At 62.9% G+C, this 25,085-nt stretch carries 29 protein-coding genes; 11 read left to right on the top strand and 18 right to left on the bottom strand.

Annotated features, from left to right (window positions below):
• Positions 1–4: 4 nt before the first annotated feature.
• Complete coding sequence (locus CXY75_RS11655; RefSeq protein ID WP_146069453.1) at positions 5–271, top strand: protealysin inhibitor emfourin; 267 nt, start codon at positions 5–7, stop codon at positions 269–271.
• 400 nt (positions 272–671) lie between these two features.
• Here CXY75_RS11655 and CXY75_RS11650 read toward each other — a convergent pair whose 3' ends face one another.
• A complete protein-coding gene (locus tag CXY75_RS11650; RefSeq protein WP_104082975.1) occupies positions 672–1,913 on the bottom strand; it encodes an MFS transporter in 1,242 nt (413 codons plus the stop codon).
• 246 nt (positions 1,914–2,159) lie between these two features.
• On the opposite strand from CXY75_RS11650, the gene CXY75_RS11645 reads away from it, so the two are divergent.
• Together CXY75_RS11645 and CXY75_RS11635 are read left to right on the top strand one after the other, a co-directional pair.
• Positions 2,160–2,435, top strand: a complete 276-nt coding sequence (locus CXY75_RS11645) for a type II toxin-antitoxin system Phd/YefM family antitoxin (protein WP_104082974.1) — start codon at positions 2,160–2,162, stop codon at positions 2,433–2,435.
• Between the two features lie 305 nt (positions 2,436–2,740).
• Positions 2,741–3,031 carry an antibiotic biosynthesis monooxygenase gene (locus tag CXY75_RS11635; protein ID WP_104082973.1) on the top strand — a complete coding sequence of 97 codons (291 nt, stop codon included), beginning with the start codon at positions 2,741–2,743 and terminating at the stop codon, positions 3,029–3,031.
• Here CXY75_RS11635 and CXY75_RS11630 read toward each other — a convergent pair.
• Positions 2,937–3,557 carry a GNAT family N-acetyltransferase gene (locus tag CXY75_RS11630; protein ID WP_104082972.1) on the bottom strand — a complete coding sequence of 207 codons (621 nt, stop codon included), beginning with the start codon at positions 3,555–3,557 and terminating at the stop codon, positions 2,937–2,939. The two genes, CXY75_RS11635 and CXY75_RS11630, sit on opposite strands and share 95 nt — an antisense overlap.
• Positions 3,558–4,544: 987 nt before the next feature.
• On the opposite strand from CXY75_RS11630, the gene CXY75_RS20540 reads away from it, so the two are divergent.
• On the top strand, positions 4,545–4,817 hold the full coding sequence (locus tag CXY75_RS20540; protein ID WP_233201856.1) for a helix-turn-helix transcriptional regulator: 273 nt from the start codon (positions 4,545–4,547) through the stop codon (positions 4,815–4,817).
• Between the two features lie 393 nt (positions 4,818–5,210).
• On the opposite strand, the gene CXY75_RS11620 is transcribed toward CXY75_RS20540, so the two are convergent.
• From CXY75_RS11620 to CXY75_RS11605, 4 genes are all read right to left on the bottom strand, one after another.
• Complete coding sequence (locus CXY75_RS11620) at positions 5,211–5,558, bottom strand: DUF3140 domain-containing protein (RefSeq protein WP_104082970.1); 348 nt, start codon at positions 5,556–5,558, stop codon at positions 5,211–5,213.
• A 405-nt stretch (positions 5,559–5,963) separates the two neighbouring features.
• Positions 5,964–7,274, bottom strand: a complete 1,311-nt coding sequence (locus tag CXY75_RS11615; protein ID WP_233201865.1) for a PhoH family protein — start codon at positions 7,272–7,274, stop codon at positions 5,964–5,966.
• A 271-nt stretch (positions 7,275–7,545) separates the two neighbouring features.
• A complete protein-coding gene (locus CXY75_RS11610) occupies positions 7,546–8,667 on the bottom strand; it encodes an aminotransferase class V-fold PLP-dependent enzyme (protein ID WP_104082969.1) in 1,122 nt (373 codons plus the stop codon).
• 36 nt (positions 8,668–8,703) lie between these two features.
• The gene (locus CXY75_RS11605) at positions 8,704–9,489 is read right to left on the bottom strand and encodes an isoprenyl transferase (protein ID WP_104082968.1); all 786 of its coding nucleotides are present in this window, start codon (positions 9,487–9,489) and stop codon (positions 8,704–8,706) included.
• 57 nt (positions 9,490–9,546) lie between these two features.
• Between CXY75_RS11605 and CXY75_RS11600 the strand changes: the two genes are divergently transcribed.
• On the top strand, positions 9,547–10,248 hold the full coding sequence (locus CXY75_RS11600) for a hemolysin III family protein (RefSeq protein ID WP_104082967.1): 702 nt from the start codon (positions 9,547–9,549) through the stop codon (positions 10,246–10,248).
• A gap of 25 nt (positions 10,249–10,273) precedes the next feature.
• Here CXY75_RS11600 and CXY75_RS11595 read toward each other — a convergent pair whose 3' ends face one another.
• Together CXY75_RS11595 and mca are read right to left on the bottom strand one after the other, a co-directional pair.
• Positions 10,274–10,558, bottom strand: a complete 285-nt coding sequence (locus CXY75_RS11595; protein ID WP_199182440.1) for a hypothetical protein — start codon at positions 10,556–10,558, stop codon at positions 10,274–10,276.
• Entirely contained in the window at positions 10,555–11,403 is an 849-nt protein-coding gene (gene mca, locus CXY75_RS11590) for a mycothiol conjugate amidase Mca (RefSeq protein WP_104083056.1), read from the bottom strand. The genes CXY75_RS11595 and mca overlap by 4 nt, the downstream gene beginning before the upstream one ends.
• 100 nt (positions 11,404–11,503) lie before the next feature.
• On the opposite strand from mca, the gene CXY75_RS11585 reads away from it, so the two are divergent.
• Both CXY75_RS11585 and greA read left to right on the top strand, forming a co-directional pair.
• The gene (locus CXY75_RS11585; protein ID WP_158251189.1) at positions 11,504–11,989 is read left to right on the top strand and encodes a DUF4307 domain-containing protein; all 486 of its coding nucleotides are present in this window, start codon (positions 11,504–11,506) and stop codon (positions 11,987–11,989) included.
• Between the two features lie 98 nt (positions 11,990–12,087).
• Positions 12,088–12,579 carry a transcription elongation factor GreA gene (gene greA / locus CXY75_RS11580; RefSeq protein ID WP_104082965.1) on the top strand — a complete coding sequence of 164 codons (492 nt, stop codon included), beginning with the start codon at positions 12,088–12,090 and terminating at the stop codon, positions 12,577–12,579.
• 111 nt (positions 12,580–12,690) lie between these two features.
• On the opposite strand, the gene ilvA is transcribed toward greA, so the two are convergent.
• From ilvA to CXY75_RS11550, 6 genes are read right to left on the bottom strand one after another with little or no spacing between them, the layout of a single operon-like run.
• On the bottom strand, positions 12,691–13,926 hold the full coding sequence (gene ilvA / locus CXY75_RS11575) for a threonine ammonia-lyase (protein WP_104082964.1): 1,236 nt from the start codon (positions 13,924–13,926) through the stop codon (positions 12,691–12,693).
• 3 nt (positions 13,927–13,929) lie between these two features.
• Complete coding sequence (locus CXY75_RS11570) at positions 13,930–15,339, bottom strand: AI-2E family transporter (RefSeq protein WP_233201855.1); 1,410 nt, start codon at positions 15,337–15,339, stop codon at positions 13,930–13,932.
• A gap of 21 nt (positions 15,340–15,360) precedes the next feature.
• Entirely contained in the window at positions 15,361–16,464 is a 1,104-nt protein-coding gene (locus tag CXY75_RS11565) for an ABC transporter ATP-binding protein (protein ID WP_104082962.1), read from the bottom strand.
• A complete protein-coding gene (locus CXY75_RS11560) occupies positions 16,461–17,309 on the bottom strand; it encodes an ABC transporter permease (protein WP_104082961.1) in 849 nt (282 codons plus the stop codon). Before CXY75_RS11560 ends, CXY75_RS11565 begins: the two co-directional genes overlap by 4 nt.
• Positions 17,306–18,154: an ABC transporter permease subunit gene (locus tag CXY75_RS11555; protein ID WP_104083055.1), complete on the bottom strand. Its 849-nt coding sequence runs from the start codon at positions 18,152–18,154 to the stop codon at positions 17,306–17,308. Before CXY75_RS11555 ends, CXY75_RS11560 begins: the two co-directional genes overlap by 4 nt.
• A 1-nt stretch (position 18,155) precedes the next feature.
• Positions 18,156–19,286, bottom strand: a complete 1,131-nt coding sequence (locus CXY75_RS11550; protein ID WP_104082960.1) for an ABC transporter substrate-binding protein — start codon at positions 19,284–19,286, stop codon at positions 18,156–18,158.
• A 170-nt stretch (positions 19,287–19,456) separates the two neighbouring features.
• On the opposite strand from CXY75_RS11550, the gene CXY75_RS11545 reads away from it, so the two are divergent.
• Complete coding sequence (locus CXY75_RS11545; RefSeq protein ID WP_104082959.1) at positions 19,457–20,662, top strand: winged helix-turn-helix domain-containing protein; 1,206 nt, start codon at positions 19,457–19,459, stop codon at positions 20,660–20,662.
• 35 nt (positions 20,663–20,697) lie between these two features.
• Here CXY75_RS11545 and CXY75_RS11540 read toward each other — a convergent pair whose 3' ends face one another.
• The 4 genes from CXY75_RS11540 to CXY75_RS11525 all read right to left on the bottom strand — a co-directional run bounded on the left by CXY75_RS11540 (position 20,698) and on the right by CXY75_RS11525 (position 23,244).
• On the bottom strand, positions 20,698–21,582 hold the full coding sequence (locus tag CXY75_RS11540) for a M48 family metalloprotease (RefSeq protein WP_104082958.1): 885 nt from the start codon (positions 21,580–21,582) through the stop codon (positions 20,698–20,700).
• A 13-nt stretch (positions 21,583–21,595) separates the two neighbouring features.
• Positions 21,596–22,162, bottom strand: coding sequence for a LemA family protein (locus tag CXY75_RS11535; RefSeq protein WP_104082957.1), 567 nt, complete (start codon positions 22,160–22,162; stop codon positions 21,596–21,598).
• A gap of 138 nt (positions 22,163–22,300) precedes the next feature.
• Positions 22,301–22,756: a VOC family protein gene (locus CXY75_RS11530; protein ID WP_199182439.1), complete on the bottom strand. Its 456-nt coding sequence runs from the start codon at positions 22,754–22,756 to the stop codon at positions 22,301–22,303.
• Positions 22,753–23,244 (bottom strand): GNAT family N-acetyltransferase, encoded by a 492-nt coding sequence (locus CXY75_RS11525; protein ID WP_199182438.1) that lies wholly within the window; start codon positions 23,242–23,244, stop codon positions 22,753–22,755. The genes CXY75_RS11530 and CXY75_RS11525 overlap by 4 nt, the downstream gene beginning before the upstream one ends.
• Before the next feature lie 435 nt (positions 23,245–23,679).
• On the opposite strand from CXY75_RS11525, the gene CXY75_RS11520 reads away from it, so the two are divergent.
• The 3 genes from CXY75_RS11520 to CXY75_RS11515 all read left to right on the top strand — a co-directional run bounded on the left by CXY75_RS11520 (position 23,680) and on the right by CXY75_RS11515 (position 25,081).
• On the top strand, positions 23,680–24,210 hold the full coding sequence (locus CXY75_RS11520) for an ATP-binding cassette domain-containing protein (protein WP_369826718.1): 531 nt from the start codon (positions 23,680–23,682) through the stop codon (positions 24,208–24,210).
• 57 nt (positions 24,211–24,267) lie between these two features.
• Positions 24,268–24,432, top strand: coding sequence for a hypothetical protein (locus CXY75_RS21045; RefSeq protein WP_369826717.1), 165 nt, complete (start codon positions 24,268–24,270; stop codon positions 24,430–24,432).
• A 136-nt stretch (positions 24,433–24,568) separates the two neighbouring features.
• A complete protein-coding gene (locus CXY75_RS11515; protein WP_369826716.1) occupies positions 24,569–25,081 on the top strand; it encodes an ABC transporter permease in 513 nt (170 codons plus the stop codon).
• Positions 25,082–25,085 lie beyond the last annotated feature (4 nt).

The following is a 25,085-nucleotide window of genomic DNA, read 5'->3' as shown; positions in this document are numbered from 1 at the left end:
CGTTATGAAAGTCATCGTCTCGAGAAGCGGAGGAATGGCGGGAATCCGCCTCACCTGGGAAGTGCGGGTCGAAGACCAGCCCGACCCCGGCACCTGGGCAGAATTCCTTAATTCGCTGCCGTGGGACGACGTCACCGACAGCGTGGCAGCCCCCGACCGGTTCGCCTACCGAATTCGCTGCGCTCCACACGAGGTGATGCTCGCCGAGCCCCAGGTGAACGGACCCTGGCGGGACCTACTCAATCGAGTCAAGGCCGCCAACGGAATGTAGCCGCTCGCACTCCCTAACGCGCAGCTGGCGGCGGCTCCAGCCACGGTGACAGGGTGCACAAGAACGTCAATTTCGGTAGTCGTCGTGGGGACGACCTGGTCGCAGGTCGTCCCCACGCCGTTGGTCGAGCCTGCCGATACCGCCATCCCGTGATGCGCCGTGGTCTGCCGTACCCGCCACGGGCGTAGTTGACGCCGGCTGGTTGCGTGCGAGTGGTGCCTGCATAAGCGGGTTCTTGCTGGGCAGGGCGATGAGAGTTTGTTCGGGGTCGATCTCGATTGGGGGTTGGAGCCAATAATCGAAACGAGCGCCACGATGACCAGAACAATCAGCAGAATCGAGACTGTGCTCCACGCGACCGGATCAAGGAGGTGCTTCGTGACACTGAGCCGGTGGAAAATCAGCGAGTCAGTCTTACTGACAGTGCTTGGATCCGGCGAAAGGCCAGAACAGAGGCCCCGGTGAGAATAAGCACGGCTAGTGCTCCGATCGCCAGGAAGGATGCGTTCACCCCGGCGATCTGAACCACGATTCCGGCCAGTGCACTTCCGGCAGCGGCGCCAATATTGTGGCTGGTATTGACCCACGTTGTCGATTCAGTTCTGCGATGGTCGCCGCCGAAATCATTGGCAGCAAAATAGGCCACGATCATCACCGGCGAAAAGAAGGCGCCAGCGCCCACGACGGTCACGGTCATCCACACAGTGTTACCCGTCAAGCCGATCGCTGACGAGAGCGCCACAAGAATTACCGCGATAGCAATAACCTGGAACCGGGCGCGCCCCGGAACCTGCAGCGCACCAAAGATCAGCCCGCCCACCGCGCTCCCCCCAGCGAATAGGCCGAGGACGATCCCGGCTGCGGCCGTACCGCTGGTGCCCGGAAAGGCGGCAGGAATCGCGATCGTCAGGTTGCCCGACACCAGGCCCGCGACCAAAGCTGGCAGCAGCAGCCCGATGAAATGCGTGTTTCCGAGCAGCGTAGGGCCTCGAACGGTGGACGGTGCAGACGTCGAGTGGCCTGCATTCCGAGTGCGCGGGGCGTGGCGAATGGCCGGGGATGAAACGAACAGCCCCGTTCCGAGAACGACCAGCACGGCCGGAACCAGCAAGACCAGGCCGGGCTCGATGATTACAAGCGCGAAGCCAGCGGCAGCCGGGCCTACAAGATAGAGGAGTTCCTCCACGACGGCATCGAAACTGAGCGCCTTTCGCAGCAAGACAGGCTCTTGCGCCAACTCGGCCCAGGCGACGCGCATTGCCGGCCCCAACGGCGGAGCCACGGAACCCGCCAGCCCGGCCAAGACCACCATCGTGGCACCGGTCCACGCTGCGAAGGCTCCGACCGCGAGGGCTATGAGCACCCCTCCAAAAGCCACCGAGAGGAGGAGCAAGACCGGCCGGCGTCCATGCCGATCGATGAGTCGCGCGCGAAATGGCGCCAGAAATGAGGCAGTGACACCGTACGCGGCGACAGCGATCCCCGCCGTTGCGACGGATCCGCTCGTTGCTTGCACGGCAAACAGCAGAGGCAAGATCACGAGGGCATAAGCCGAGCGACCGACCAGCGCGCTCAGGAAAGTCAAGCGAACATGAGGCAATTTGAGCACGTCGATATAGCGGGCATTCCGTGTGGAAGGCATGAGAAAATCTCCAAGCTGACAGGCGCAAACGGGCGCGGTGAAGGATGGGTCAAGTTGCCAAGAAAAGGCGCGACCAATCAATCACGTTCGGAGAACATGCGCCGAGCCTAGCGTGACCCGCAAGAGGTCTCTGTCGCCCGCGTGATGATGAGCGTGGCACGCCGGTCGATCGGCGCGAAATACGGGACGCCAGTTGTACTCGCTACCCCGCCTTGGACATCTCTGCACGGAACGTACGGGTGAGGCATGTCGACCATAATTCCCGTCACGGTCTCTGTCCCACGCGAACAACTCGCATCGATCATCGACCAGGTTTGTTCCGAGCACGAGCCCGTTTTCCTGTCGCGTCGAGGTCGTCGAGTCGCGACCATCATCGACGCCGATGACCTGGAGCGACTCATTGAACTTGCCGAAGACACGGCCGACATTCGTGCCGCTGAGGAGTCCCGTGAGGAAATACGCCACACGGAAAATGAACCGACTCCGGGGGACCAGATGCAGGCAGATCTCGGCCTCGCATGACGTACTCCGTACGGAATGCACCTACCGTACAGCGGCAGTTGCGCACATTTGGTCCCCGTCCACCGTCGCATCCCAGCAGTGACCTTCTGGCCCAAGATCCACGACCACCGAAAGCGATTCAACGCGTCGGCGGCTCCGGTGAATGGCGGACCCGCACCGGTGACTACCGCATCATTTGCGAGAATCACGACGTGCAGATGCTCGTGCTTCGGCTCGGACTCGGACTCGGACCCGGACTCGGACTCGGACATCATCGCGAAATCTACGAACCCCGATAGGCGAACCCTGAATGGGACACTGTTCAAGTGATAACAGAACATGCTCTCTTGCCCGTAATTCCCGGTCGTGAAGTTGAATTCGAGCGTGCCTTCACCACGGCGCGGGCCATCATTTCGTCAATTCCCGGCTTTCGTAGTCTGACGCTGGCGCGTTCGATCGAGTCTCCGAGCACATACCTTTTGCTCGTTGAGTGGGAGCGGCTCGACGACCACACGATCGGCTTCAGGCAATCTGCCTCTTACCAGGAATGGCGAGCCCTACTGCACCATTTCTATGAACCTTTTCCACTGGTCGAGCACTTCCAAACCGTTCCGTAAATCGAACGTCCTCAAGACCTGGCGCTTCAACCTGGGCAACCATCTGCATTCGGCGCCCATATCGGTCAAGCCCAAGTTCGCGCTCGATGCCGACGAGGGTACGGTGAAATTGCGTTGTTGGTTTTGCCTCCACAAAACCGGCGCTCGCGTAGAACGGGGCGTTCCAAGGGATGTCCGCGTAGGTGCGAAGCGAAATGCGGTGGTAGCCGCGCTTCTGCGCTTGAATTTTGGCGGCCTCCACGAGCGCTCGACCCCAGCCCTGTCGGGTATCCCCCGGGGCTACGGACAGCTGCTCCAAGTGACAGATGCCGTCGACCTCGAGAACATGGACAAAGCCGGCTACGTGACCGTCGTCGAGCTCAGCGACGAGGATGAAGCCGGGCTCTGATGCACGAGCAGCGCCCGTGGGCGCGGCAGCCCAGTCATCTGGCTTGAGTTTGTTGATCAAGAGTCGATCAGCGTCGTTTTCAATCTTCTCGATGGCATCGAGGTCTCGCGCTCGGGCGAGGCGGATGCTGGCTGCCATGTGACAAGTGTACGGACCGGAACGTCCCTCAAGTTGACCTGCGGTGAATCACGACCACCACGAATGGGGGCACGAACACCAAACTGATCAAGAGAATGGCGCCCGATCCCCAGACAATGAGTATGAAAGTACCCCAATTCCGACGAGGAGCGTAATGCTCAACTGTCGTGTAGTGCGCATAATCGACCTCCACGTCTCGATACGACTGAATCCTCCTCGCATCGACATGATGAGAGATCGCTAACCGACCAGTCTGCACGAGTGCCAAGCGTCCTGCCTCAGAGGTACGTCCGTTGCAGCCGAATCACTGTCCTCCAATGACCGGCATCAGTGCCTGTAAGTCGAACCCCGTGCGGGACGGCATACCGACGCCGATTCACGAAGGCGCTCAATGCTTCAGATCAACTACGATTCCCCGTGAAATCTGGTTCGCATTTTTTTCTTCGAGACTGGGCCGGCAGGATCAGGCGCCAGACTCCGACGAGGATTCGGCGGGAGAAGAAGAGCAGCGGCAGTATCCCGGACGGATTGCACTGCCGCGCGACGATGGAAACCAAGAGGGCCACGATCACGTCTCTGTAGGACGAAGGGTTAGGGAGATTTACGCGATCGAAGAGCCACCCGACCGGCAGGCACAACGACCAAACCTCCGGCGCAGAGGAGCACGAGCCAGTTTCCAGTCCCCCAGCCCACCCACAAACCGACCCCGAGAATCACCACACTGTAGACGATCCCGAAAATCCATATCCTGCGTCGCGATGAACGGATCTGATCCGATGACATGCCTTCAGGCTATCTACATGCAAGCAACGAGCGAAAGCCCACAGGCCGAAAGAGTGTCGGACACTCTGCACGACTTGGCAATACGCCAGCATGACAAGCCCGCCTGACACGACAACGGCTGTAAAGCATGCTTGTCACATGGAGTCTGCGATACGAGTTAGGCGTCAAGTCGCTGGCCTGTCCCAAGCCTCACTTGGTGCGGTCTTGGGAGTTTCTCGCCAGACCATAAATGCCATCGAGACCGGGCGCTACGATCCATCTCTGGTTCTGGCAGTTCGCCTGGCCGATACTTTGATTCCACCGTTGAAGAAGTGTTTCACCTCGCAGACTAATAACCGTTCACCCATCTCGACCACCAACATCGTCTTGGTTAGCACGCTCTTTGCTGGAACGATTGTTGCGGTTCTCACACAAAATTGGTTCGGTGCGATTCTATTGCTCGCTCTCGGTTTGTTTGGGCTCGGCGCTGCGGTGTAGGCGCGCCGCCCGCAGAAGAAGTAGCAGCACGACCCTCGTCGAGTGTTGCCGTTTCGCCTCCCGGCGACATCGGCAACACTCGACGTCGTTATTGGTAGTGGTGCAACTAGGAAGATGCCGCCGTCTCGCTCGAACCCGGCTTGGCACCCAGCCCCCGCTTTACCGACCACGGTTCGCACGCATCCTGACGCACTACTTCTCGCACGGTGCCTGGCTAGCCCGATGCAACCCTGCACGTGATCGGTGCGAGGGCCATCAGGGTAACGATGAAATAACCGAGCGGATGCTCGCCGCCGCCCGCCGCTTCGCCGACGCGCCCTGAGCCTCGATCCACCGGTGAGCTTTGAGTGCGCGGCGTCCAAGCTTGACCTGCACGTGCACTCTATTGTGATGTCACACCTTTTTTAGGGGATCATTTCCCCAGTTCATTAACGAGTATCGCCATCGTGAGTGCTCGACGTCGGAGTCTGGTCCTTGTGCTCTATGCCGCTTCACGTAGCCGACCACCTTATGCATGTGCTCGATATCGGACGCGGTCAGATCGGCCTTTTTCGTTCCAAGAATTGTCACGATCCTGCGTCCGGACCTATGGCCGATGGATTCCCCGCTGCCATCGTCCTTCTGTCCGACGTCCTTGGATTCGTCCGTGTCGAGCCACGACGTGATCTCACTCGCGGTCATCGTGACCGTCTCTTTCCAGTCATCCCAGATCGCATCGATATCGTTTGCCTTATCTGCCATAGCTCAATCATTGCGGTGATGATGCACGGTGACAAGGCGTCGTCACGCTTCGTGGTTTAATCTCCACGTCAACGACAGGATCCAGACAAACCGTCGATCTCTTTCTTCGTTTGCGCAATTGATCACAACGGTGTGCGGGACAGCGGTCGGCCCGAGATGGCGCGTCGAATCATGTGAGATTTCCGCATCCCGCACTCCCGAGTGAAGCATCGCCGCCGGAGGCGCAGCTCTGCGAGAACCACGTCATCCTGCTCACAAAGTCGACAGGTCTGCCGCAGTCCTCGCTCGCCGGGCCAGTGCGAGCTGTTTGTGGTGCACGACCGTCGGGGTGGAGAGCGAATGAGCTCGCGCAGCTGTCCGCACCAGCGACCACGCGACCCACAAACATCCGCTCCCCCGCCGAAACTACATAACCTCGTTGCCCTCCAACATCTCCGTCACGAGCGCCGCGATCGCACTGCGCTCCGACCGGGTCAAGGTCATGTGCGCGAACAGCGGATGCCCCTTCAGCGTTTCAATCACGCTGGCCACGCCGTCGAAGCGGCCGACCCGCAGGTTGTCGCGCTGGGCGACGTCGTGGGTGAGTACAACGCGCGAGTTCTGACCGATGCGGCTCAGCACGGTCAGCAGCACGTTGCGCTCGAGCGACTGCGCCTCGTCAACGATCACGAAGGCATCGTGCAGGGAACGGCCGCGAATGTGAGTGAGCGGCAACACCTCGAGGATGCCGCGCTCCATTACCTCCTCGACCACATTCTCCGAGACGATCGCGCCGAGCGTGTCGAAGACCGCCTGAGCCCACGGCCCCATTTTCTCGCCCTGGTCCCCCGGCAGAAAGCCGAGATCCTGGCCGCCGACCGCATACAGCGGCCGAAACACCATGATCTTGCGGTACTGCTGACGCTCCAGCACCGCTTCCAGGCCCGCGCAGAGGGCGAGCGCCGACTTGCCCGTTCCGGCTCGGCCTCCCAGCGACAGAATGCCGATCTCCGGGTCGAGCAGCAGGTCGATGGCGAGTCGCTGCTCGGCTGACCGACCGTGCAGGCCGAAGACGTCTCGGTCGCCGCGCACGAGTTTGAGCGTGCCGCGGCTGGTCACCCGGCCGAGGGCAGAGCCGCGATCGGAGTGGATCACAAGCCCCGTATTGATAGGCATGTCTTGCACGGTGCGCGAATCGAGCGTCTCCTTGTCGTAGAGCACGCTCATCTGCTCGGCGCTGAGGGTGATCTCGTCCATCCCGGTCCAGCCCGAATCCACGGCGAGCTCGTGCCGATATTCGTCGGCGGTTAGGCCGAGAGAGGCGGCTTTCACCCGCAGGGGCAGGTCTTTGGAGACGACCGTCACGGCCATTCCATCGTTGGCTAGGTTCAGGGCCACGGCCAGAATGCGCGAGTCGTTGTCGCCCAGTTGCAAGCCAGAGGGCAGCACCGACATGTTGGAGTGGTTCAGCTCTACCCGCAGGGTGCCGCCATCGCCGACCGGAATCGGAAAGTCGAGGCGCTCGTGCTTGAGCCGCAACTCGTCGAGGTTGCGCAGGGCCTGCCTGGCGAAATATCCGATCTCCGGGTCGTTTCGCTTGGATTCCAGTTCGCTGATCACCACCACGGGCAACACAACGGCATGTTCGGCAAAGCGAAAAATTGCCTTCGGATCTGAGAGAAGCACCGAGGTATCGAGCACATACGTGCGTTCGACTTGCGAAGCGGATGCCTGCACCGGGACAGTCCATACCCGGTCAGTCGCCTGGTGCTCGGTTTGATTAGCGGTCACAGCCACTCCCACCCTGCGTCACGAGGACGCGGATCACGTTGGCGAGCTGGCCATCAAGCAATTCTCGAGCCGTGCTTATATGGCCGTCTCGATCAGGTGCCGTACCTGATGCAAGTGACGCTACGACCTGCGGGCGAAAAAAGAAACCCGACACGCCAACCAAAATCTGTCGTTCACCTTACGTTGGGGAAGATGACGGGTTCGCGGTCGCGCGATGCTAATAAGTTGCTGAGCGGGCGTAGTCGGTGAGCGCACTCCTGAGCATGGTCACCGTGTCTGGATCAAGGGCCGCGTGCACGCTCAGGCGCACCGTTCCGCCGCGCGTTGTCGCGGTGATGCCGTGGTTGTGCAGGCTCGCCACGAGCGTGGTCAGCAGCTCGGCCGGCGGCTCGAGCACGACGATTCCGGCCCGTGAGCTGGCATCCCGTGGCGAAACGATGTCAATGACGAATTCGTCGACGAGCTCGATGATCTGAGACACGTTTTCGGTCATCGCTTTCTGGATCACATCGACGCCGACGCCCGCGGTCTGTTCCAACGCAGCCGCGAAGCGCGCCTGGGCGATAGCGTCCCCGTTGGTCACCCGAAAGGCTCTGGCGGCATGGCTCGGCGGCGTGACCTCATCCCACGGATCAACCGTGTCGGTGCCGACGTAGCCGGAGTAGACCGGCACGAGGCGCTTCAGCGCGCGGTCGCTCAAGGCGAGAAACCCACTGCCCCAGCCGGCCCGCGCCCATTTCTGACCACCGGACGCGACGACATCCGCTGCCTCGTAGGCGGCATCGACGACACCGAAGCCCTGGATAGCGTCGACGATCAGCAGGCGATCGCCGATGACCTGACGAATGCCGTCAAGGTCGGCCCGGTACCCGGTGCGGGAATCCACCAGGCAGACCGCGACGGCGGCAACTGCCGGGGTGAGCTGGTCGCGAATCTGGCCCGGCGTGACCCGGCCATGATCGGTCGAGAGCCACAGCGGGGTGACGACGTGCAGGGCCTCGGCGGCGCGCACCGCTGCGAAAGGAACGCTCGGAAAGTCGCCAGGCGACAGCAGTACCGAACCGGTCAGGCCGAACAGGGCCTGCATCAGGCCGGAACTCGTGTTGGGCTGCAGAACGATCTGATCTGGGGTGAAACCGGTGAGCACGGACACCGCGGTGCGGGCCCGCAGGTCTTGCGCGTCGAGGTGGTCGAGACTGCCGTGGCGGGCCCGCGAGAGCACCTCGGTCTGGCCGAGCGTCTCGGCAACGACAACCTCGGACAGCGGGCCAACCCGACCGAAGTCGAGGTAGCCCGGTTCCTCCCGAAAACCGTCGGTGAAGCTCAGGAGTGAATTCATGTGCGCGGGTCCAATCGGTTATCAAACACGGGGTACTTACCCCCCATAGCGGCGCTGCCGACGGGAAAAGTCTCGGAGGGCCCGCAGAAAGTCGATCTGACGCAGATCGGGCCCGAGAGCCTCCACGAAGTAGAACTCGCTGTGCGCGCTTTGCCAGAGCATGAAGTCGCTGAGCCGCTGCTCGCCAGAGGTTCGGATGACCAGGTCGGGGTCTGGCTGACCGCCGGTATAGAGGTGCTGACCGATGAGTTCCGGCGTGAGGGTCTCTGCGAGGTCCTCCAGGGTGCCGCCGTGCGCGTGGTGGGTGGCGACGATGCTGCGCATGGCGTCGGTGATCTCGGTGCGGCCGCCATAGCCGACGGCGAGGTTAACGTGCAGGCCGTTACGGTCGCCGGTGCGGGCATCCGCTGCGTCGAGCGCTGCAATCAGCGGCTCGGGCAGGCCGGCCTTCGACCCGACCTGCTGCACCCGCCAGTTGCGGTAGTGCGAGAGCTCCTCGGCGAGGTCGGCGATGATCTCGATCAGGTCGGCGAGTTCGTCAGTTGGCCGCTGGGTGAGGTTATCGGAGGAAAGAAGGTACAGGGTGACCACTGAAATGCCGAGGTCATCGCACCATTCCAAAAATTCGCGCATCTTGGCGGCACCGGCGCGGTGGCCGTGCGCGGCGGTCTCAAAGCCCAGCTGCCGAGCCCAACGCCGGTTTCCGTCGATGATCATGGCGACGTGTCGAGGCATGTGCTCCGGGGTGAGTCCTCGTCTCAGCCGACGCTGATACAGCCCATAGAGGATGCCGCGCGGCGAGGGTACCTGGGGTTTCTGCACACAATTACGCTAGTCCACTCCCCGAGCGTTCGCGGCACGCTGCCGTATCCTTGCAGCATGGCCACCGAGCATGACATCCCTAATCTGCCGCTGATCGAGGCGGCCGACGCCCACCCGGAGGACGTTAAGCCCACCTGGCGCGGCTGGATTCACGCGGGAACGTTTCCCGTGACGATCGTGGCCGGCATCGTGCTGCTCGTCGTGGCCGAAGGCTCGGCGGCGAAGATCAGCTCGGCCGTATTCGTGCTTAGTTCAATGTTGCTGTTTGGTAATTCGGCGCTGTATCACCGCTTCAATTGGAAGCCGCGCACCCGCATCCTGCTCAAACGCATCGACCACGCCAATATTTTTCTGCTGATTGCCGGCTCGTACACGCCGATCACCGTGCTCGCGCTACCGCCCGAAAAGGCGACCCTGCTGCTCTGGTTGGTGTGGGGTGGAGCCGGGCTGGGCATCCTCTTTCGCGTGTTCTGGATTCACGCCCCGCGCTGGCTGTATGTGCCGCTGTACCTGCTGCTTGGCTACGGCGCGCTGCTATTCATCGTCGATTTCTTTCAGGCCAACGCGGCCATGATGACGCTTATTCTGATCGGAGGGCTCTGCTACACGGTCGGCGCGGTCATCTACGGGCTGAAGAAACCTAATCCAATTCCGGGCGTGTTCGGCTTTCACGAAATCTTCCACACGTTAACTGTCGTGGCGTTCCTGTGTCATTTCGCGGCGATAGTGCTGATCGCCACGCATCCGCTCTACCCGTAGGCGCGGCCCTATTCGGCCGTAGCGGCTATTCGGACTTGGCGGCCCCGTCGGCCCCGTCGGCCCCGTCGACCGGCTTATCGGGGTTCGCCGCGTTGCGCTGGGCCAGCTCGGCTTCGAGCCGCGCGCTGATTTCGGCGCGATACGTGGTGCGACGGATGCGGCGAGTCAGGTCGATGCCAAGCAGCAGGGTCGCGAGGCCCACCACGGCGATCGCGATGAACCCGACGACACCGGGAGAGACGGTGTTGGGGTCGATCTCGGGGGCTGGCGTTGGAGTCGCTGCGAGCACGACATTGATCAATTGGATCATTCCTGGTCCTCGATTCCGGCGAACAGATCGGATTCGGGCATAGCGCTGTCTACTTTCGATTCGATGAGTTGGAAGTCTTCGTACGGCCAGGCCTCGCGCACGAGGTCGTTGGGCCAGAAGAAAAAGCTGCTCTCCGGTGAGACCTGGCTCGCGTGCGAGCGCAATGCTGCATCACGCGCTTCGAGAAAATTGCCGGCCGGAACGTGCGATGTGGCCAGCTTTGGGTAGTTCGCCATGCGTTCGCGTGCCTCACCGAGCGCCTCCAGCAGCGGAGAATCGGGCTCGGCCACGCTGAGTGCGAGATACATCGCATCGATACGTTCGAGGTTGAAAATGCGGTCGTAGTAGACCTTGTCTATCTGCCAGGGTTCGCCGATGCGCGGGTAGCGACTCGGGTCTGCAGCGGCGCGATAGGCCTCCATAGAGACCTCATGACAGCGGATGTGGTCCGGGTGCGGGTAGCCGCCGTTCTCGTCGTAGGTGATGAGCACCTGCGGCCGAAACTCCCGAATTAAGTTTACGAGCGGTTCAGCAGAGTATTCGAGCGGAATAGCGGCGAAGCTGTTCGGCGGCGCCGGTTGGCCCTCGTCCATCCCGGAATCCTCGTAGCCCAGCCAGCGGTGTTGTATGCCTAATGCGTGTTGGGCACCCAGCATTTCCAGCCGACGCAGCCCGGGCAGGTCGCGTTCGGCCATGGCGTGCCCGGTCAAAGCCGGGTTCAGGATGCTGCCGCGCTCGCCTCCCGTGCAGCTCACGATCAGCACCTCAGCGCCGAGGCTGCGATAGTACGCGTACGTTGCCGCACCCTTGCTTGACTCATCGTCGGGATGGGCATGCACAGCCATCAATCGCAGCGTCACCATACTCCTCAGGAATGCCGGATAACCTTAGGCCAGATAACCTAGTTACCAGCCTAATCGCTCAGTCGGAAGTGTGAAATCGCCAGTGCCCCCCAGCAGCACGCCTATCGGAGTTCAGCCGAACCACGAGCCCTACCGTCTCGACGAAACTGAGATCCTCGTAGCGCCGGCGCTCGAGAGTGCCGTGATCCAATCACGCTACGGGCGCACACCCACGCGCAAGCGTCGAGACCGCCGCATACTTTGGGGGCTCGGCGGTATTTTTGTGTTGGTGCTGGGAGCGTGGGTGCTGTGGACCGGTCTGGATGGGGCATCCACTCAAATCGAAGCGCGCGATATCGCGCACACCATCATCGACGAGCACAGCGTGAGTGTGACCTTCGAGGTAGCTTTACCGGTCAATCGCACCGCGAGTTGCGCGGTACAGGCCCTCAACCAAAGCTACTCGGTCGTGGGCTGGAAGATCATCGATCTGCCGCCCTCAACCCTGTACAACCGGTCATTCACCGAGGTTCTGCGCACCACCGACCTGAGCAACACGGGTTTGATTTACCAGTGCTGGCTGACCTAAACTGACATATTCGCCTCGGCATACGCCCGGGCGGCGACTACATCTGCGCGGCCATCACCCCGCCATGCTGCGCTCGAGCGTATTGAAGGAGATCATTCGTGACTACCGACACAACGGTCACCTGGCTAACTCAGGCGGCCCACGACCGCCTCGCGGCGGAACTAGCGTCACTGAGCAACTTTGGCCGGGGCGACATCGCGAAGAAGATCGAGTCCGCGCGTGAAGAGGGTGACCTCAAAGAGAACTCCGGCTACCACGCGGCGAAAGAAGAGCAGGGCAAGATGGAGGCGCGCATTCGCACCCTCACCCTGTTGCTGCGCACCGCGGAGGTCGGTCACGCCCCCGAGAGCAACGGCATCGTCATGCCCGGCACCGTCATTACCGCCACCATCGCCGGCGACGAGAGCCGCTTCCTAATCGGAAGCCGAGAGATCGCTGCCAATAGCGACCTCGACGTCTACAGCGAGCAAAGCCCCCTCGGCGCGGCGATCATTGGGCTCAAGGTCGGCGCCAAGACCAGCTACACCACGCCGAACGGCAAGGAAATCAGCGTGCAGATCTCCAACGTGGAAACGTTCACCGGCGCCTGACTTCAATATTTAAACCCCGCGTCTGAAGCGGGAACCAGTACTGGCAGCTCGCCCGGCGCGAACTGCCAGCTTTGGCCCCATGAGGCCCTTCCGCTGGCCCCCCGGCGAGTTCTAGTCGACTTGGGGGTCGTAACCGGCCGCGCGCAGGGTGTCCACGACGTGCTGGCGGTGCTCCGGCCCGCGAGTTTCGACGCTGACGTCGAGTTCGACTTCGCTGATCTGCCGGCCCACCCCGTGCCTGGTGTGCAACACCTCGATGACGTTGGCCGTCGCCTCGGCGAGCAGCTCGGAGATGCGGGCGAGCTGGCCGGGGCGGTCGGGCAGCATGATGCGCAGCGTGAGGTAACGCCCGGAAGCGGCGAGCCCATGGCTGATCACGCGTTGCATCAGCAGCGGGTCGATATTCCCGCCCGAGAGGATGGCGACGGTCGGCCCGGTCGCGGTGATCTTGCCAGCCAAAATTGCGGCAACCGCAACGGCGCCTGCCGGTTCAACGACGAGCTTGGCCCGTTCCAGCAGCACCAGAAGCGCACGAGCGGTGTCGTCCTCGGTGACGGTGACGATCTCGTCGACGGTGTCACGCACAATTTCGAAGTTGAGCAGGCCCGGCTTGGCGACAGCGATGCCATCGGCGATGGTCGGCAGGATGCTGATGGCCACTGCCTCGCCGGCCGCCAGCGAGGGCGGGTAGGCGGCAGCGTTCTCGGCCTGTACCCCGATGACCCGGATACGACGCCCGTCCCGTGCCGCGCGTTGCTTGAGCGCACTGGCCACCCCGGAGATTAGTCCGCCGCCACCGATGGGAACGATGACCGTTTCGAGATCGGGAACCTGGTCGAGAATTTCAAGCCCCAGCGTGCCCTGCCCGGTGACGACATCCGCATGATCGAACGGCGGAATCAGTATCGCGCCCGTCTCTTGAGCGTATTCGGCCGCGGCAAGCAGCGGTTCGGTGACGGTCGTTCCGCGCAGAATGACCTCGGCCCCGTAGTCGCGCGTTGCCGACAGCTTCGGCAGTGCGACCCCGACCGGCATGAAGATGGTGGCCTTGATGCCGAGCTCGCGCGCGGCAAATGCCACGCCCTGGGCGTGGTTTCCGGCCGAGGCGGCGACAACGCCCCGCGACTTCTCGTCGTCGGTCAGCTTCGACAATCGGTTGTAGGCCCCGCGAATCTTGTATGACCCGGTGCGCTGCAAATTTTCGCACTTCAGGTACACCGGCGCGCCCAATACATCGGCAAGGTAACGCGAGCTCTCCATCGGGGTCACATCCGCAACCAGGGCGACAACGGCGCGCGCTGCTTCAAATTCGGCGAGGGTCGGTCCAACGAGGGTGGTCTCTGGCATATTTCAGTTCTCCGAATTGTCGTGCGGAGCGCCGGGTGCGCTCAAATCTGAGGGGGTCGTTTGAGCCGATCCGCGCCGCAACGTTGCAATCCTGCGCGGGCGCAGCCGTGCGGTACGCACCGCTGCGCCGGACGGGCGGTAACCCGGTCGGCTCTGCGGAACGGTCCGCCAGAGCACCGACCCGGTCGCCGGTTCCGGAGCTGGCGGACTCGACCGCCAGGTACCGCCGGCAATGTAACTGGTCATCGCGTTTAACACCGCAGCAATGGGAACGGCGAACAGTGCCCCCGGAATTCCAGCGAGCAAGGCGCCAGCGGCAACCACGAGAACGACGGCGAGCGGATGCACCTTGACCGCGGTTCCCATGATCAGCGGCTGCAGAACGTGCCCCTCGACCTGTTGCACGAGCAGCACGACGCCGAGCATCGCTAGGGCGATGGCCCAATTGTTGAAGATCAGGGCAATCACAATCGCCACGGATCCGGTAGCCACCGCGCCGACGATGGGAATGAAGGAGCCCAGGAAGACCAAAATGCCGATCGGTACGGCCATCGGCACCCCGAGCAGAGCCGCACCGACGCCAATGCCGACCGCATCAATCGACGCAACCAAAATTTGAACCCGAGCAAAGTTGCCCAGGGTCGTCCACCCGGCGACACCGGCACCATCCAGGGCCGCGCGGGCGCGCTGCGGGAAGAGTCTCACGATCCAGGCCCAGATCGACTTACCGTCAATGAGAATAAACAGCAGGCTGAACATGGTCAACAGAACACCAGCGAGCAGATGCCCGAGAGTTGTCCCCACCGAGAGGGCACCACTAATGAAGACAGCGCTGTCGTTTTGAATAGCCGTCCACGCCTGTTGCAGGTAAGTGTTGATCTCCGCTTCGGTCAGTTGCAGGGCAGAACCGGCCAGAAACGACTTCAATGCCGCATACGAGGTCGCCAGACGATCGCTCAGGCCAACGCTGCCCTCGGCAATTTGCGTTGCAGCCAGGGTGACGAGGCCGGCGACGACCACGAGCGTGCCGACAATCGCGATCGCGACGGCGAGGCCCTTGGGCCAGTGATGCCGCACCAGGAAGGCCACAAACGGAACGAGCAGTGCCGACACCAGCACGGCGACCAGCAGCGGAATAACAATCAGGCGCAGCTGAATGATGAGAAAGATCAGAATGGCAATGGCGGCGGCAATCACGATCAAGCGCCAGGACCACGCTCCGGCTAAGCGGATGCCGGACGGCAGGTTCTCGCCGACGCCGTTGCGCGGCGACCCGTCGGGCACCACCTCAATAGGTGTGACGACAATCTTTGAAGCGGCCTGATCGGCGCTCTCTCGCGCTCGCTCGGCCAAACGCCGGCGGCGCAGCCGAAGCAGCGCGCGCGCTTCTGGACTACCGGTGGATTCGCTCACCAGACCAGTCTAAGACTGCCGTCAGGGCTGTTGCGGCGCCGCACTGACGGCCGCGAGCTGCTCGGTCGAGACCGGTGCCCCGGTGAATTTGAGAAACACGGTTTCGCCTGCTGCGGGGCGTACGCGTACGCCATGCTGGAGAAACAAAATGGTGCCGTCGACCAGACGCACGGTCGTGCGGCGCAGCGAGCCCAAAAAACTCGACGCGACCACGGTGGCGGCCAGACCCTCGAGCGCAAACTCAATGTCCTCGGGGCGGATGGAGACCCGCACGGCACCGTCTGGCGTTGCGGGGTCGATGAGGGGCAGTTTGGTTCCGTACACCTCAGCCCGCGCAGACCGCACGACACCGTCGATGCGGTTACTGAGCCCGACGAAGTCCGCAATGAACGGGGTAGCCGGCCGAGAATATAGTTCCTCGGGCGTGCCGACCTGTTCGATATTGCCCGCACGCATCACGGCAACACGGTCCGCGACGGCGAGCGCCTCGTCCTGATCGTGAGTGACGAACAGGGTCGTGATGCCGAGCTCGGTTTGAATGCGTCGAATCTCGTCACGCAATTGCACGCGCACCTTGGCGTCGAGCGCTGAAAGTGGTTCGTCGAGCAGCAGCACGCGCGGTTCGGTCACGAGCGCTCGAGCCAGCGCCACCCGCTGCTGCTGACCGCCGGAGAGCTGGTGCGCAAAGCGATCGAAATGATCATCGAGACCGACCATGGCCAGGGAAGCCGCAGCCCGGCGACGACGCTCGGCCGGCTTGATCTTGCGCATCCGTAGCCCGAATTCCACGTTTTCACCCGCGCTGAGATGCGGAAAGAGCGAGTACGACTGAAACACCATGCCCATGTCACGTTTGCTGGTGGAGAGCGTCGACACGTCGACGCCGTCGATGGTGATGCTGCCGGCAGTGGTGGATTCCAGGCCGGCCAGAACGCGCAGGGCCGTGGTCTTGCCGCTCCCACTTGGGCCAAGCAGCGCCACGAACTCGCCGGCGTGCAGGGTGAGGTTGAAACCGTCCAGGGCGCGCATCCCGGAAAATTCCTTCACGACGCCCGTGAACTCGACGACCGTTCCCGGGCGAGCGGATGCTGTCGGCTGCGGATTATTCAACGGGAGGGCGGTCATGCTGGGCCTTTCACGGTGGTACGGCGGCGCGAGGTTCGGGTGCGCGGGGCCCCGAGTCGTCCGATGACGAGAAGCAGCAGAAACGCAAAGGCAAGAGCCAACAGCGATAAAATAACGGCCGTGTACGGGTCGACCTTGCTGACAACGACGAGCGCGGTCTGCAGGTTGACGCGGTTCAGCAATGACGCAATGGTGAATTCGCCGAGCACAACAGCCACGGCAATGAAGGCACCCGCCAGGATGCCTCGGCGCAGGTTCGGCACGAGCACGCGCACGAGTATGCTGCCCCAGCCTGCCCCGAGAGTCCGTGCCGCTTCGGTCAGCGTTTTCACGTCGACGCCGTCGAGGTTGGATTGAATGGCCCGGTAAGCGAACGGCAACACTGTGATGCCGTAGGCAAAGGCGAGGGTCCAGACCCCGCTGCCGAGCAGTCTGGCCACAATCGCGTACACCGGCGCGAGCCCCACCACGAGCACAATTGCCGGAATGGTGATGGGTAAAATACAGATGAATTCCAGTCCGCGGCGCAGCCGGGGAAAGCGGATGTGCACGAGCAGCATCGTGGGAACCAGCAGCAGCAGCACGATTACGACCGTGCCGATGGCCAGCGCCACCGAGTTACCAAGCGCTACCAGAACCGGTCGGTAGACCCCGGTGAAGCCGCTCTGAAACAGGGCGACCCAGCGATCGACATTGTAGCCGCCGACGAGCCCTGCTCGGAGCGTGAATTCGATCATGGCCACGATGGGCACGGCGAAGATCAGACCAACCAGGCCAAGAATGACGGTGCGCACCGTGCGCGACGGCGCGTGTGCGACGCCGCCGGCCGTGAAGCCGCCGCTCATTGCTGCCACCGGGCAGCTCGTGATTGCAGGGCCGAATAGACGACCATGACGATGGCCATCACCACGATCATGCCGAGGGCGAGCGCACCGGCGAGGTTTTCTCGACCGAGCAACGTTTCACTGGTGAGAGCCGCCCGAATCTGCAGGGGCACGATCTGCGATCCCTGACTGACCAGCGCTGCCGCCGTGGCATAGGACGAAAACGCGTTGGCAAACAACAACAACAGACTGCCAATAAACGACGGGGCCAGCACAGGGAAGGCGATGCGCAACCAATAGCTAGCGGTGCTACCGCCCAGGGTGGCGTTCGCCTCTGCCCACTGCGGTTTCAACGCTTGCAGTGCCGGCATGAAGGTGATGATCATCAGCGGCACCTGAAAGTAGATGTAGGGCAAGATGAGGCCGGTCGTGGAATAGAGCCAGACCCCGTTTTCAAATATGTCCACGCCAAAGCTATCGCGCAAATACAGGGTCACCATGCCCTGGATTCCAATGGTCGCAACGAAGGCGAAGGCGAGCATGACGCCGCCGAACTGGGCCAGCACACCGCTGAGCGAATCGATCGTGGTGCGGAGCGGCCCGTCTGGGCGGGTACCGAGCAGGGCATAACAGACCACTGCGCCAACGACCGCGCCGACGACGGCTGTCAGCGCGGACAACCAGAAGGAGTTGAAGAAGGTGGACAGCACCACCGGGTCACCGAGGGCGGCGACCGTGGCCAGGGTGAAGGCGCCGGTATTGTCGAAAAAGCCCGTGCCAATAGCAATCAGGGTCGGCACAGCCAGGAACAACAACACATACACCGCGAAGGGCAGCAGCCCGAAGGCTGCTGCCCGACCACGGATATTACTGGACAGCCGCGGCCCACTTTTCGCCGAGAAGCGTGGCGGCCGCCGTGCTCTGCTCTTCGGTCGGAACGACGGTGTCGCTCGGAGCCTTCGGCAGCGCGTCGAACAACTCGGTGTCGATGGTGCCGGCCTCGGCCATGGCCTCGGCCCGCGCCGGGCGCGCGCCGCCGGCCAGCCACAGGTTTTGTGCTTCATCGCTGTACAGGAATTCCTGCCAGAGCCGCGCTGCAGCCGGGTGCGGGGCATCCTTGTTGATTGCCTGGTTGTAATAGCCCGCGTAGCCGACGCCATCAAATACGACGATTTTCCAGTTGCGCTGGCCCTCCAGCTGAGCGCCATAGCCGACATTCAGGTAATCCCAGTCGAATACCACCGGCGTCTCGCCGGACGCGACGGTCGCCGTCGTCGGGTTGACCTTCAGAAAGTTACCGGCAGCATTGAGCTCGGAGAAGAAGTCGATGCCGGGCTGAAAGTCATCGACCGTTCCGCCGCTCTGCACGGTAGCGAGGCCAACAGCGGCAAACGCCGCACCGGCCTGGGTCGGGTCACCGTTCATCGCGACCTTGCCCTTGTAGGCATCATCGAGCAGATCGGAGAGTTCCTTCGGCTCCGGCACGACGTCGGGGTCGTAGCCCACCGACAGGTATCCGCCGTAGTCGCCGACGTAGAGTCCGGAGGCCTCCTTGAGCGCGTCGGGAATGTCGGCCCAGTTGGCAACCTGGTACGGAGCGAAACGGTCGGTACTGGAGAGGGCGACGGCCAGGCCGAGGTCGAAGACATCCGGAGCCGTGTCCTGGCCCTTGAGGTTGTCGGCAGCCTGAATTTCCTCGGCGCTCGAGCCATCGGGAGATGCCTCCGTGAGTGAAATCTCGGGGTACTTCTCGGCGAACAGATCGAGTATGGCGCCGTAATTTGCCCAGTCGCGGGGCAGGGCGATCACGTTCAATGCGCCTTCCGCAATCGCGGCTTCTTCGAGCCCGGCCAGATCACCGAAGGCCTCGAGGTTGGTTGCCGTCGATGCGTCGACTCCCGAAGCCGGAGCCTCGGAAGCGGTGGAACATGCGGTGAGCGTCAGCGCGAGAGCTGCCGCGGCGGCCAGGGACACCGTCAGAGTGCGTTTGAGAGACAATTTTCCTCCATTATGACCGGTTCCGGAACGTTTGATTACTGTGCAAACGCGCCGGGGAAACAGGATATGGGCAGGGTGAGCCGGTCGCCCGACACTACGAAGATTACATGGCGACTAAACGTTTTCCACCTTAACGGCAGGTGAACGGGGGTGCAGCTAGAGTGAGACGAATGGTCACCACGGTTACACCCGCACTGGCGCGGCGGATTGCCCTCGCGAGCCAGGGATTCGGCGCCCGGTCGACGACGACCGTCGGCATCCGCCAGCTCACCGCCCTGGTGAACCGGCTCGAACTGCTGCAAATCGACTCCGTCAACGTGTTCGAACGTAGCCACTACATGCCGGCATTCAGCCGACTGGGCCCATACGACAAGACCCAGCTCGACCGGCTCACCACCGGGAGCCAGTCGCGCTTCACCGAATATTGGGCGCACGAAGCCTCGTTTCTTCCGATCGATGTCTGGCCGCTGTTTCGTTGGCGCATGCAACACAGTCGCGACCGCTCGGCCAGCGCACCAGACGATTGGTCACAAAGCAATCGGTCGATGCTCGACTGGCTGCTCGCCGAGCTCGCCGCCAACGGCCCGATGCGAGCGAGCGCGATCGAACACGACGCCAACAAACGCAGTGGCCCGTGGTGGGGCTGGTCCGAGGTGAAGACCGGCCTGGAAGTCTTGTTTAGCTGGGGAGATGTGGTCAGCGCCGGCCGCATCCGCTTTGAACGCGTCTACGCCCTGCCGGAACAGGTCTTCTCCCCCGAGCTGCTCGGCACCGAAATTTCATCAGCGGATGCCCACCGCGAGCTGATTCGCCGCTCGGCTCGTGCCCACGGTATCGGCACCGCGAAGGATTTCGCGGATTACTTTCGACTGAAGGCTGCTCCAGCCCTCGCCGCCATTGTCGATCTGGAGGAGTCCGGGGAGCTGATTCCGGTGGCGGTGCCGGGTTGGGGCGCGCGGGGCGCTGCTGGCGCGGCCTGGCTGCACCGGGACGCGCGGCTACCGCGCACGATGGACGCGCAAGCGATATTGTCGCCGTTTGACCCCGTGGTCTGGGAACGCGCCCGCGCCCTGCGCTTGTTTAAATTTCATTACCGCATCGAGATTTACACGCCGGAACCCAAACGTGTGTTCGGCTACTACTCGCTGCCGATTTTGCTCGGCGACATGGTCGTCGGACGGGTTGACCTGAAGAACGACCGGCAGGCCGGCGTGCTGCGGGTACAGTCGGCCTGGGCTGAGCCGGCCGCGCCAACGGATGCTGCAGCGCGGCTCGCGCACGTGCTGCGGGAAGCGGCGCTCTGGCAGGGCCTGGGGGAGATCGTCGTCGCACCGCGCGGCAACCTAGCAAACGGTCTCGCCGCCGAACTGCGGTAGATCTGTCATCGCGTCAAAAAGTCAAAGGTGTCGGTCTAGAACTTGCGGCCCATCGCGGTCAAGCGCTCGATGCGCTCCTCGATCGGCGGATGCGTCGCAAACAGCTTGCCCATGGCGCCCTTCTTCAGCGGATCGGAGATCCACAGGTGCGCCATCGAGCTGTTCTGCTTCTGCATCGGGCGACCGTACTCGCCGAGTTTGGCCAGGGCGGAGGCGAGGGCATCCGGATGCCGCGTCGTTAACGCGCTCGTCGCATCCGCTAAATATTCGCGCTGGCGAGAAATAGCGAGCTGCACGACCGTCGCGATAAGCGGAGCCACGATCATGGCCACGAGGCCGAAGACCATGACGACGGGGTTGCCGTTGCTGTTGTTATTGCGGCCGAAGAAGGCCATGCGCAAAAACATATCGGAGATGAACCCGATCGCGACGACGAGGCCGAACACGACCATCGAGACGCGAATATCGTAGTTGCGCACGTGGCCGATCTCGTGGGCCATGACCCCTTCGAGTTCGGAATCATCCATAATGTCGAGAAGGCCGGTGGTCGCTGCGACGATGGCGTGCTTGGGGTCGCGGCCGGTGGCGAAGGCATTTGGCGCCGGATCGTTGATGATGTAGACCTCGGGCATGGGCGTTCCGGTCGTGATCGACAGGTTCTCCACGATGCGCCAGAGCCGCGGGTGGTCGGCCTTACTGTTGACCCTGATACCACCGCTCATTGAGATGGCCTGGCGACCAGCTGCATAGTACTGAATGAGCACGTACAGAGCTGTGATAACGACCGTGGCGATGAGGATGCCGTAGCCGCCCGCGCCATAGACGGCGTTCGCAAGCCACCCGAGCCCCGCGATGATCACGAAGAAGAGCACCATAATGAAGACGGTATTGCGTTTGTTCTTAGCTATCGCGCTGTACATCGACTAAGCCCGGTTAGAACTGCACGCGGGGTGGCTCCGCAATCGCTGCGGTATCGGCCACCTCGAAAAAGTCGCGTTCGGTGAAGCCAAGGTTCACGGCGAACAGGTGGTTCGGGAAGACCTTGATTTTAGTGTTCATTTCACGCACGCCACCGTTGTAGAAACGGCGTGCGGCCTGGATCTTGTCTTCGGTGTCGACCAGCTCGCCCTGCAGCTGCAGGTAGTTCTGGCTGGCCTGCAGCTGCGGGTAAGCCTCGGCAACGGCAAAAATGCTTTTCAGCGCGGTCTGCATGTGATTCTCTGCGGCGGATGCGTCGGCCGGGCCTTGTGCAGACAGGGTCTCGGCCCGAGCACGGGTCACGTTTTCAAACACGTTCTTCTCGTGTGCTGCGTAGCCCTTCACCGTTTCAATCAGGTTGGGCAGCAGGTCGGCACGACGCTTGAGCATCACCGTGATGTCGCTCCACGCCTCGTCGACGCGCACGTTGAGCGTCACGAGCGAGTTGTACGTCGACCACAGGTAGATACCCACGATGGCGACGAGTGCAACAACGATCAGAACCGGGATGAGCCATTCCATGGCAGCGTCTCCTTGCAAATTGGCTAGGTAGGTGGGCACGGCGACAAAACCAGGCCACAACAACCCCCGCGCGTACCTGCCAATACTAACGGCGACCTCGGAGGCTCCCACCCGCTTCCCATAACACTCCTAGCAAGCTCAAGGCGTGCGGGGAGCCACGGCGACGGGGCGCTGGCCCGTCGCCGCTTGGAATCGGATCAAGTATCCGTCCGGGTCCTGCACCAGAAACTGCGCTACGCCAGCTTCGGTTTCTCCCGTTCGGTACCATTTTGTTTCCGACTCCATAAAGAGCGGCCAGTCGGCCACGCGAAAAGCCTGCACGAGCGGGTCAATCGACGGCACCGCGATCTGAAAGTTGATGCCCCGGCCAAACGGCGGGTCTAACACCGCCGGTATCCAGTTTCGCCCAGCGCCCCGTTGCTCGAGCATAATCTGCGCCGTGCCCCTGCTGATGTAGGCAAACCGGTCGTTTGGGCGGTCGTACAGCACCTCGAATCCGCAGAGGCGGCACCAGAAATCCAGGCTCTGCTCGAGCGAGGTGACCAGAAGCTCCGGGACGAGGTCGGGCGCCGGCATGCTGCGCACATCGGTCATCGCAGTTCCTTTCGAAACCAGTGGTTGGCATACGGGTCAGCGTTGTGCGCTTCGCCCTCGATGAAGCCAACTGATGCGTAGAGACCGCGCGCCTCGACGAGGTCGGTTCGCGTATCGAGCCGCATGGCGGTGAGGCCCAGAGCGCGGGATTCACGTTCTAGATTCCCCATGAGCAGTCGGCCGACGCCATGACCGCGGGCATCCGGTTCGACGAAAACCCTGGTTATTTCGCCGATCTGGCCCGGGCGAATCCGCATTCCGGCGCAGCCGAGCACGGTGCGCCCCTGGCGGGCGAGCAGGAGCAGCCCTGTCGGCGGAACCAGGTCACCGCTGGGATACCCGGCCTGGGCGTCCAAAATTTCCGGCCGCAGCGCGGGTCGCCCGTGGTAGCGACTGACAATATCGTCGTAGTACCGAAACGACACGCTCTCGGCTTCAGCGGATGTCGGCGCCGCGGCAGACACACGGATCGGCAGCGCACACATCATGCGTTCCACCCTACTGGTCGTGCCAGCAGCCTGCGCGGGAGTTCCGGCGTCGGTGCGGTGACGGCGAAGCACGCTGCGCGGGAGCTGTGGCAGTGCGCGGGAGTTCTGGCGTCGCCGCCGTGACGGTGAAGCACGCTGCGCGGGATCTGTGGCAATGTGCGGGAGTTTGAGTGTGGCCGCAGCTCCCGCGCCTCGCGACGCGCGGGAGCTGCGTCAGTGCGCGGGAGTTCGGCCTCCCGCGCAGCGGCGCAACACCCGCGCACCGTGAAGTACCGCGATCAGCGACGCTCCACGCCACGCTCCGCACCACCACCACCACCACCACCACCACACCCCCCGCCCCATCCCCTCCCCCCGCCGCTGCCGCTGCCGCTGAGACGAACTAACGCCCATTGTGGGCTTGACAGGGATCGCGCCACGGCAGAGAGTGCGGACATGATGAACACATCCGCCCTCGCGGTCGAGGTGACCGATCTGCAGGTGCGGCGGGGAAAACATCCGGTGCTACAGGGGCTCTCGGTCAACGTTGCTCGCGGAGTCGTGGTGGGACTGCTCGGCCCGAGCGGATGCGGCAAGACCACCCTCCTGAGATCGATCGTCGGCGTTCAGGTAGTGCAGTCCGGCACCGTCACCGTGCTCGGCGCCCCGGCCGGATCGGCGTCGCTGCGGCACCGCGTTGGCTCTGTCACGCAGGATGCGAGCGTGTATGACGACCTCACCGCGTGGCGGAACCTGCGCTATTTTCGCGCCGTGCTCGGTGCGCCGCAGAGCGACATCGACCGCGTGCTCGCCCTGGCCGACCTGACTAATCAAGCCGGTCAGCTCGTCGGGTCGCTCTCCGGCGGGCAGCGGAGTCGGGTGTCACTGGCCGGAGCGTTGCTCGGCTCCCCCGACCTGCTCGTGCTCGTGCTCGTGCTCGACGAACCGACCGTCGGCCTCGACCCGGTGCTGCGGGTCGAACTCTAAACTCCGTTTCATCAGCTCCCCGCCTCGGGAACGAGCCTGCTCGTTTCCAGTCACGTGATGGACGAGGCCAGCCGCTGCGACCGGTTGCTGCTCATGCGCGACGGCGAGATTCTGGCCGATGACAGGCCGGTTGGACTGCTCGCGGCGATCGGACCCAGCGATACCGAGGGAGCCTTCCTGGCGCTGATTGCGCGGCATCCGCTTGAGAATTCGAGCCGCTGATTGCGCGGCATCCGCACGCTGACGATTCACTGCGTGATTCGAGCCCCTGATGACCCCGCAGCGCCCTCTCGCGGCGGCCGGCCGGGTACTCAGCTAGGTGCGGCACGACCCGCGCGCAATCGTACTGTTGCTCGTGGTGCCGAGCCTGTTGATTGGACTGGTGGCCTGGATCTTCTCGGACACCGTGGTGTTCGCCGCGATCGGGCCGGGCATGATCGCGCTCTTCCCGTTCATCGTGATGTTTCTCGTGACGAGCATCACGACCCTGCGCGAACGCCGCACCGGCACGCTCGAGCGGCTGCTGTCGATGCCGCTCGGCACGGATGATCTCATTCTGGGGCACACGCTCGCGGTGGCGCAGTCGGCCGTCGCCGTGGCGTCTACGGTCTGGGTGTGCAGGCTTGAGATCTCCGGGTCGACCTGGCTGTTGCTCGCTGTCGCGGTAGCGGATGCCGTGCTCGGCACGACCCTTGGCCTGCTCGCGAGCGCGTTCGCCCGCACGGAATTTCAGGTCGTGCAGTTCATACCGGCGCTGGTGTTTTCGCACATTCTGCTCGGCGGCATCTTTCTGCCGCGCGCGCAGCTGCCCGATGTGTTGCGTGCGATCAGCGACGGGCTACCGCTGTCGCACGCGATCGACACGCTGTAGGCGG

The sequence above is a fragment of the Cryobacterium sp. Y11 genome (genome assembly GCF_002929535.1).
Taxonomy (GTDB): domain Bacteria; phylum Actinomycetota; class Actinomycetes; order Actinomycetales; family Microbacteriaceae; genus Cryobacterium.
The sequence above is the reverse complement of the archived record's forward strand: the minus strand, read 5'-3'. Positions and strand labels throughout refer to the sequence as shown.

Coding starts and splice junctions, on each gene's coding strand:
- CXY75_RS11655 (WP_146069453.1), top strand. CDS start 5: ATGAAAGTCATCGTCTCGAGAAGCGGAGGAATGGCGGGAATCCGCCTC.
- CXY75_RS11650 (WP_104082975.1), bottom strand. CDS start 1,913: ATGCCTTCCACACGGAATGCCCGCTATATCGACGTGCTCAAATTGCCT.
- CXY75_RS11645 (WP_104082974.1), top strand. CDS start 2,160: ATGTCGACCATAATTCCCGTCACGGTCTCTGTCCCACGCGAACAACTC.
- CXY75_RS11630 (WP_104082972.1), bottom strand. CDS start 3,557: ATGGCAGCCAGCATCCGCCTCGCCCGAGCGCGAGACCTCGATGCCATC.
- CXY75_RS11620 (WP_104082970.1), bottom strand. CDS start 5,558: ATGGCAGATAAGGCAAACGATATCGATGCGATCTGGGATGACTGGAAA.
- CXY75_RS11610 (WP_104082969.1), bottom strand. CDS start 8,667: ATGAATTCACTCCTGAGCTTCACCGACGGTTTTCGGGAGGAACCGGGC.
- CXY75_RS11600 (WP_104082967.1), top strand. CDS start 9,547: ATGGCCACCGAGCATGACATCCCTAATCTGCCGCTGATCGAGGCGGCC.
- CXY75_RS11595 (WP_199182440.1), bottom strand. CDS start 10,558: ATGATCCAATTGATCAATGTCGTGCTCGCAGCGACTCCAACGCCAGCC.
- mca (WP_104083056.1), bottom strand. CDS start 11,403: ATGGCTGTGCATGCCCATCCCGACGATGAGTCAAGCAAGGGTGCGGCA.
- ilvA (WP_104082964.1), bottom strand. CDS start 13,926: ATGCCAGAGACCACCCTCGTTGGACCGACCCTCGCCGAATTTGAAGCA.
- CXY75_RS11565 (WP_104082962.1), bottom strand. CDS start 16,464: ATGACCGCCCTCCCGTTGAATAATCCGCAGCCGACAGCATCCGCTCGC.
- CXY75_RS11560 (WP_104082961.1), bottom strand. CDS start 17,309: ATGAGCGGCGGCTTCACGGCCGGCGGCGTCGCACACGCGCCGTCGCGC.
- CXY75_RS11545 (WP_104082959.1), top strand. CDS start 19,457: ATGGTCACCACGGTTACACCCGCACTGGCGCGGCGGATTGCCCTCGCG.
- CXY75_RS11540 (WP_104082958.1), bottom strand. CDS start 21,582: ATGTACAGCGCGATAGCTAAGAACAAACGCAATACCGTCTTCATTATG.
- CXY75_RS11535 (WP_104082957.1), bottom strand. CDS start 22,162: ATGGAATGGCTCATCCCGGTTCTGATCGTTGTTGCACTCGTCGCCATC.
- CXY75_RS11530 (WP_199182439.1), bottom strand. CDS start 22,756: ATGACCGATGTGCGCAGCATGCCGGCGCCCGACCTCGTCCCGGAGCTT.
- CXY75_RS11525 (WP_199182438.1), bottom strand. CDS start 23,244: ATGATGTGTGCGCTGCCGATCCGTGTGTCTGCCGCGGCGCCGACATCC.
- CXY75_RS11520 (WP_369826718.1), top strand. CDS start 23,680: ATGATGAACACATCCGCCCTCGCGGTCGAGGTGACCGATCTGCAGGTG.
- CXY75_RS21045 (WP_369826717.1), top strand. CDS start 24,268: ATGGACGAGGCCAGCCGCTGCGACCGGTTGCTGCTCATGCGCGACGGC.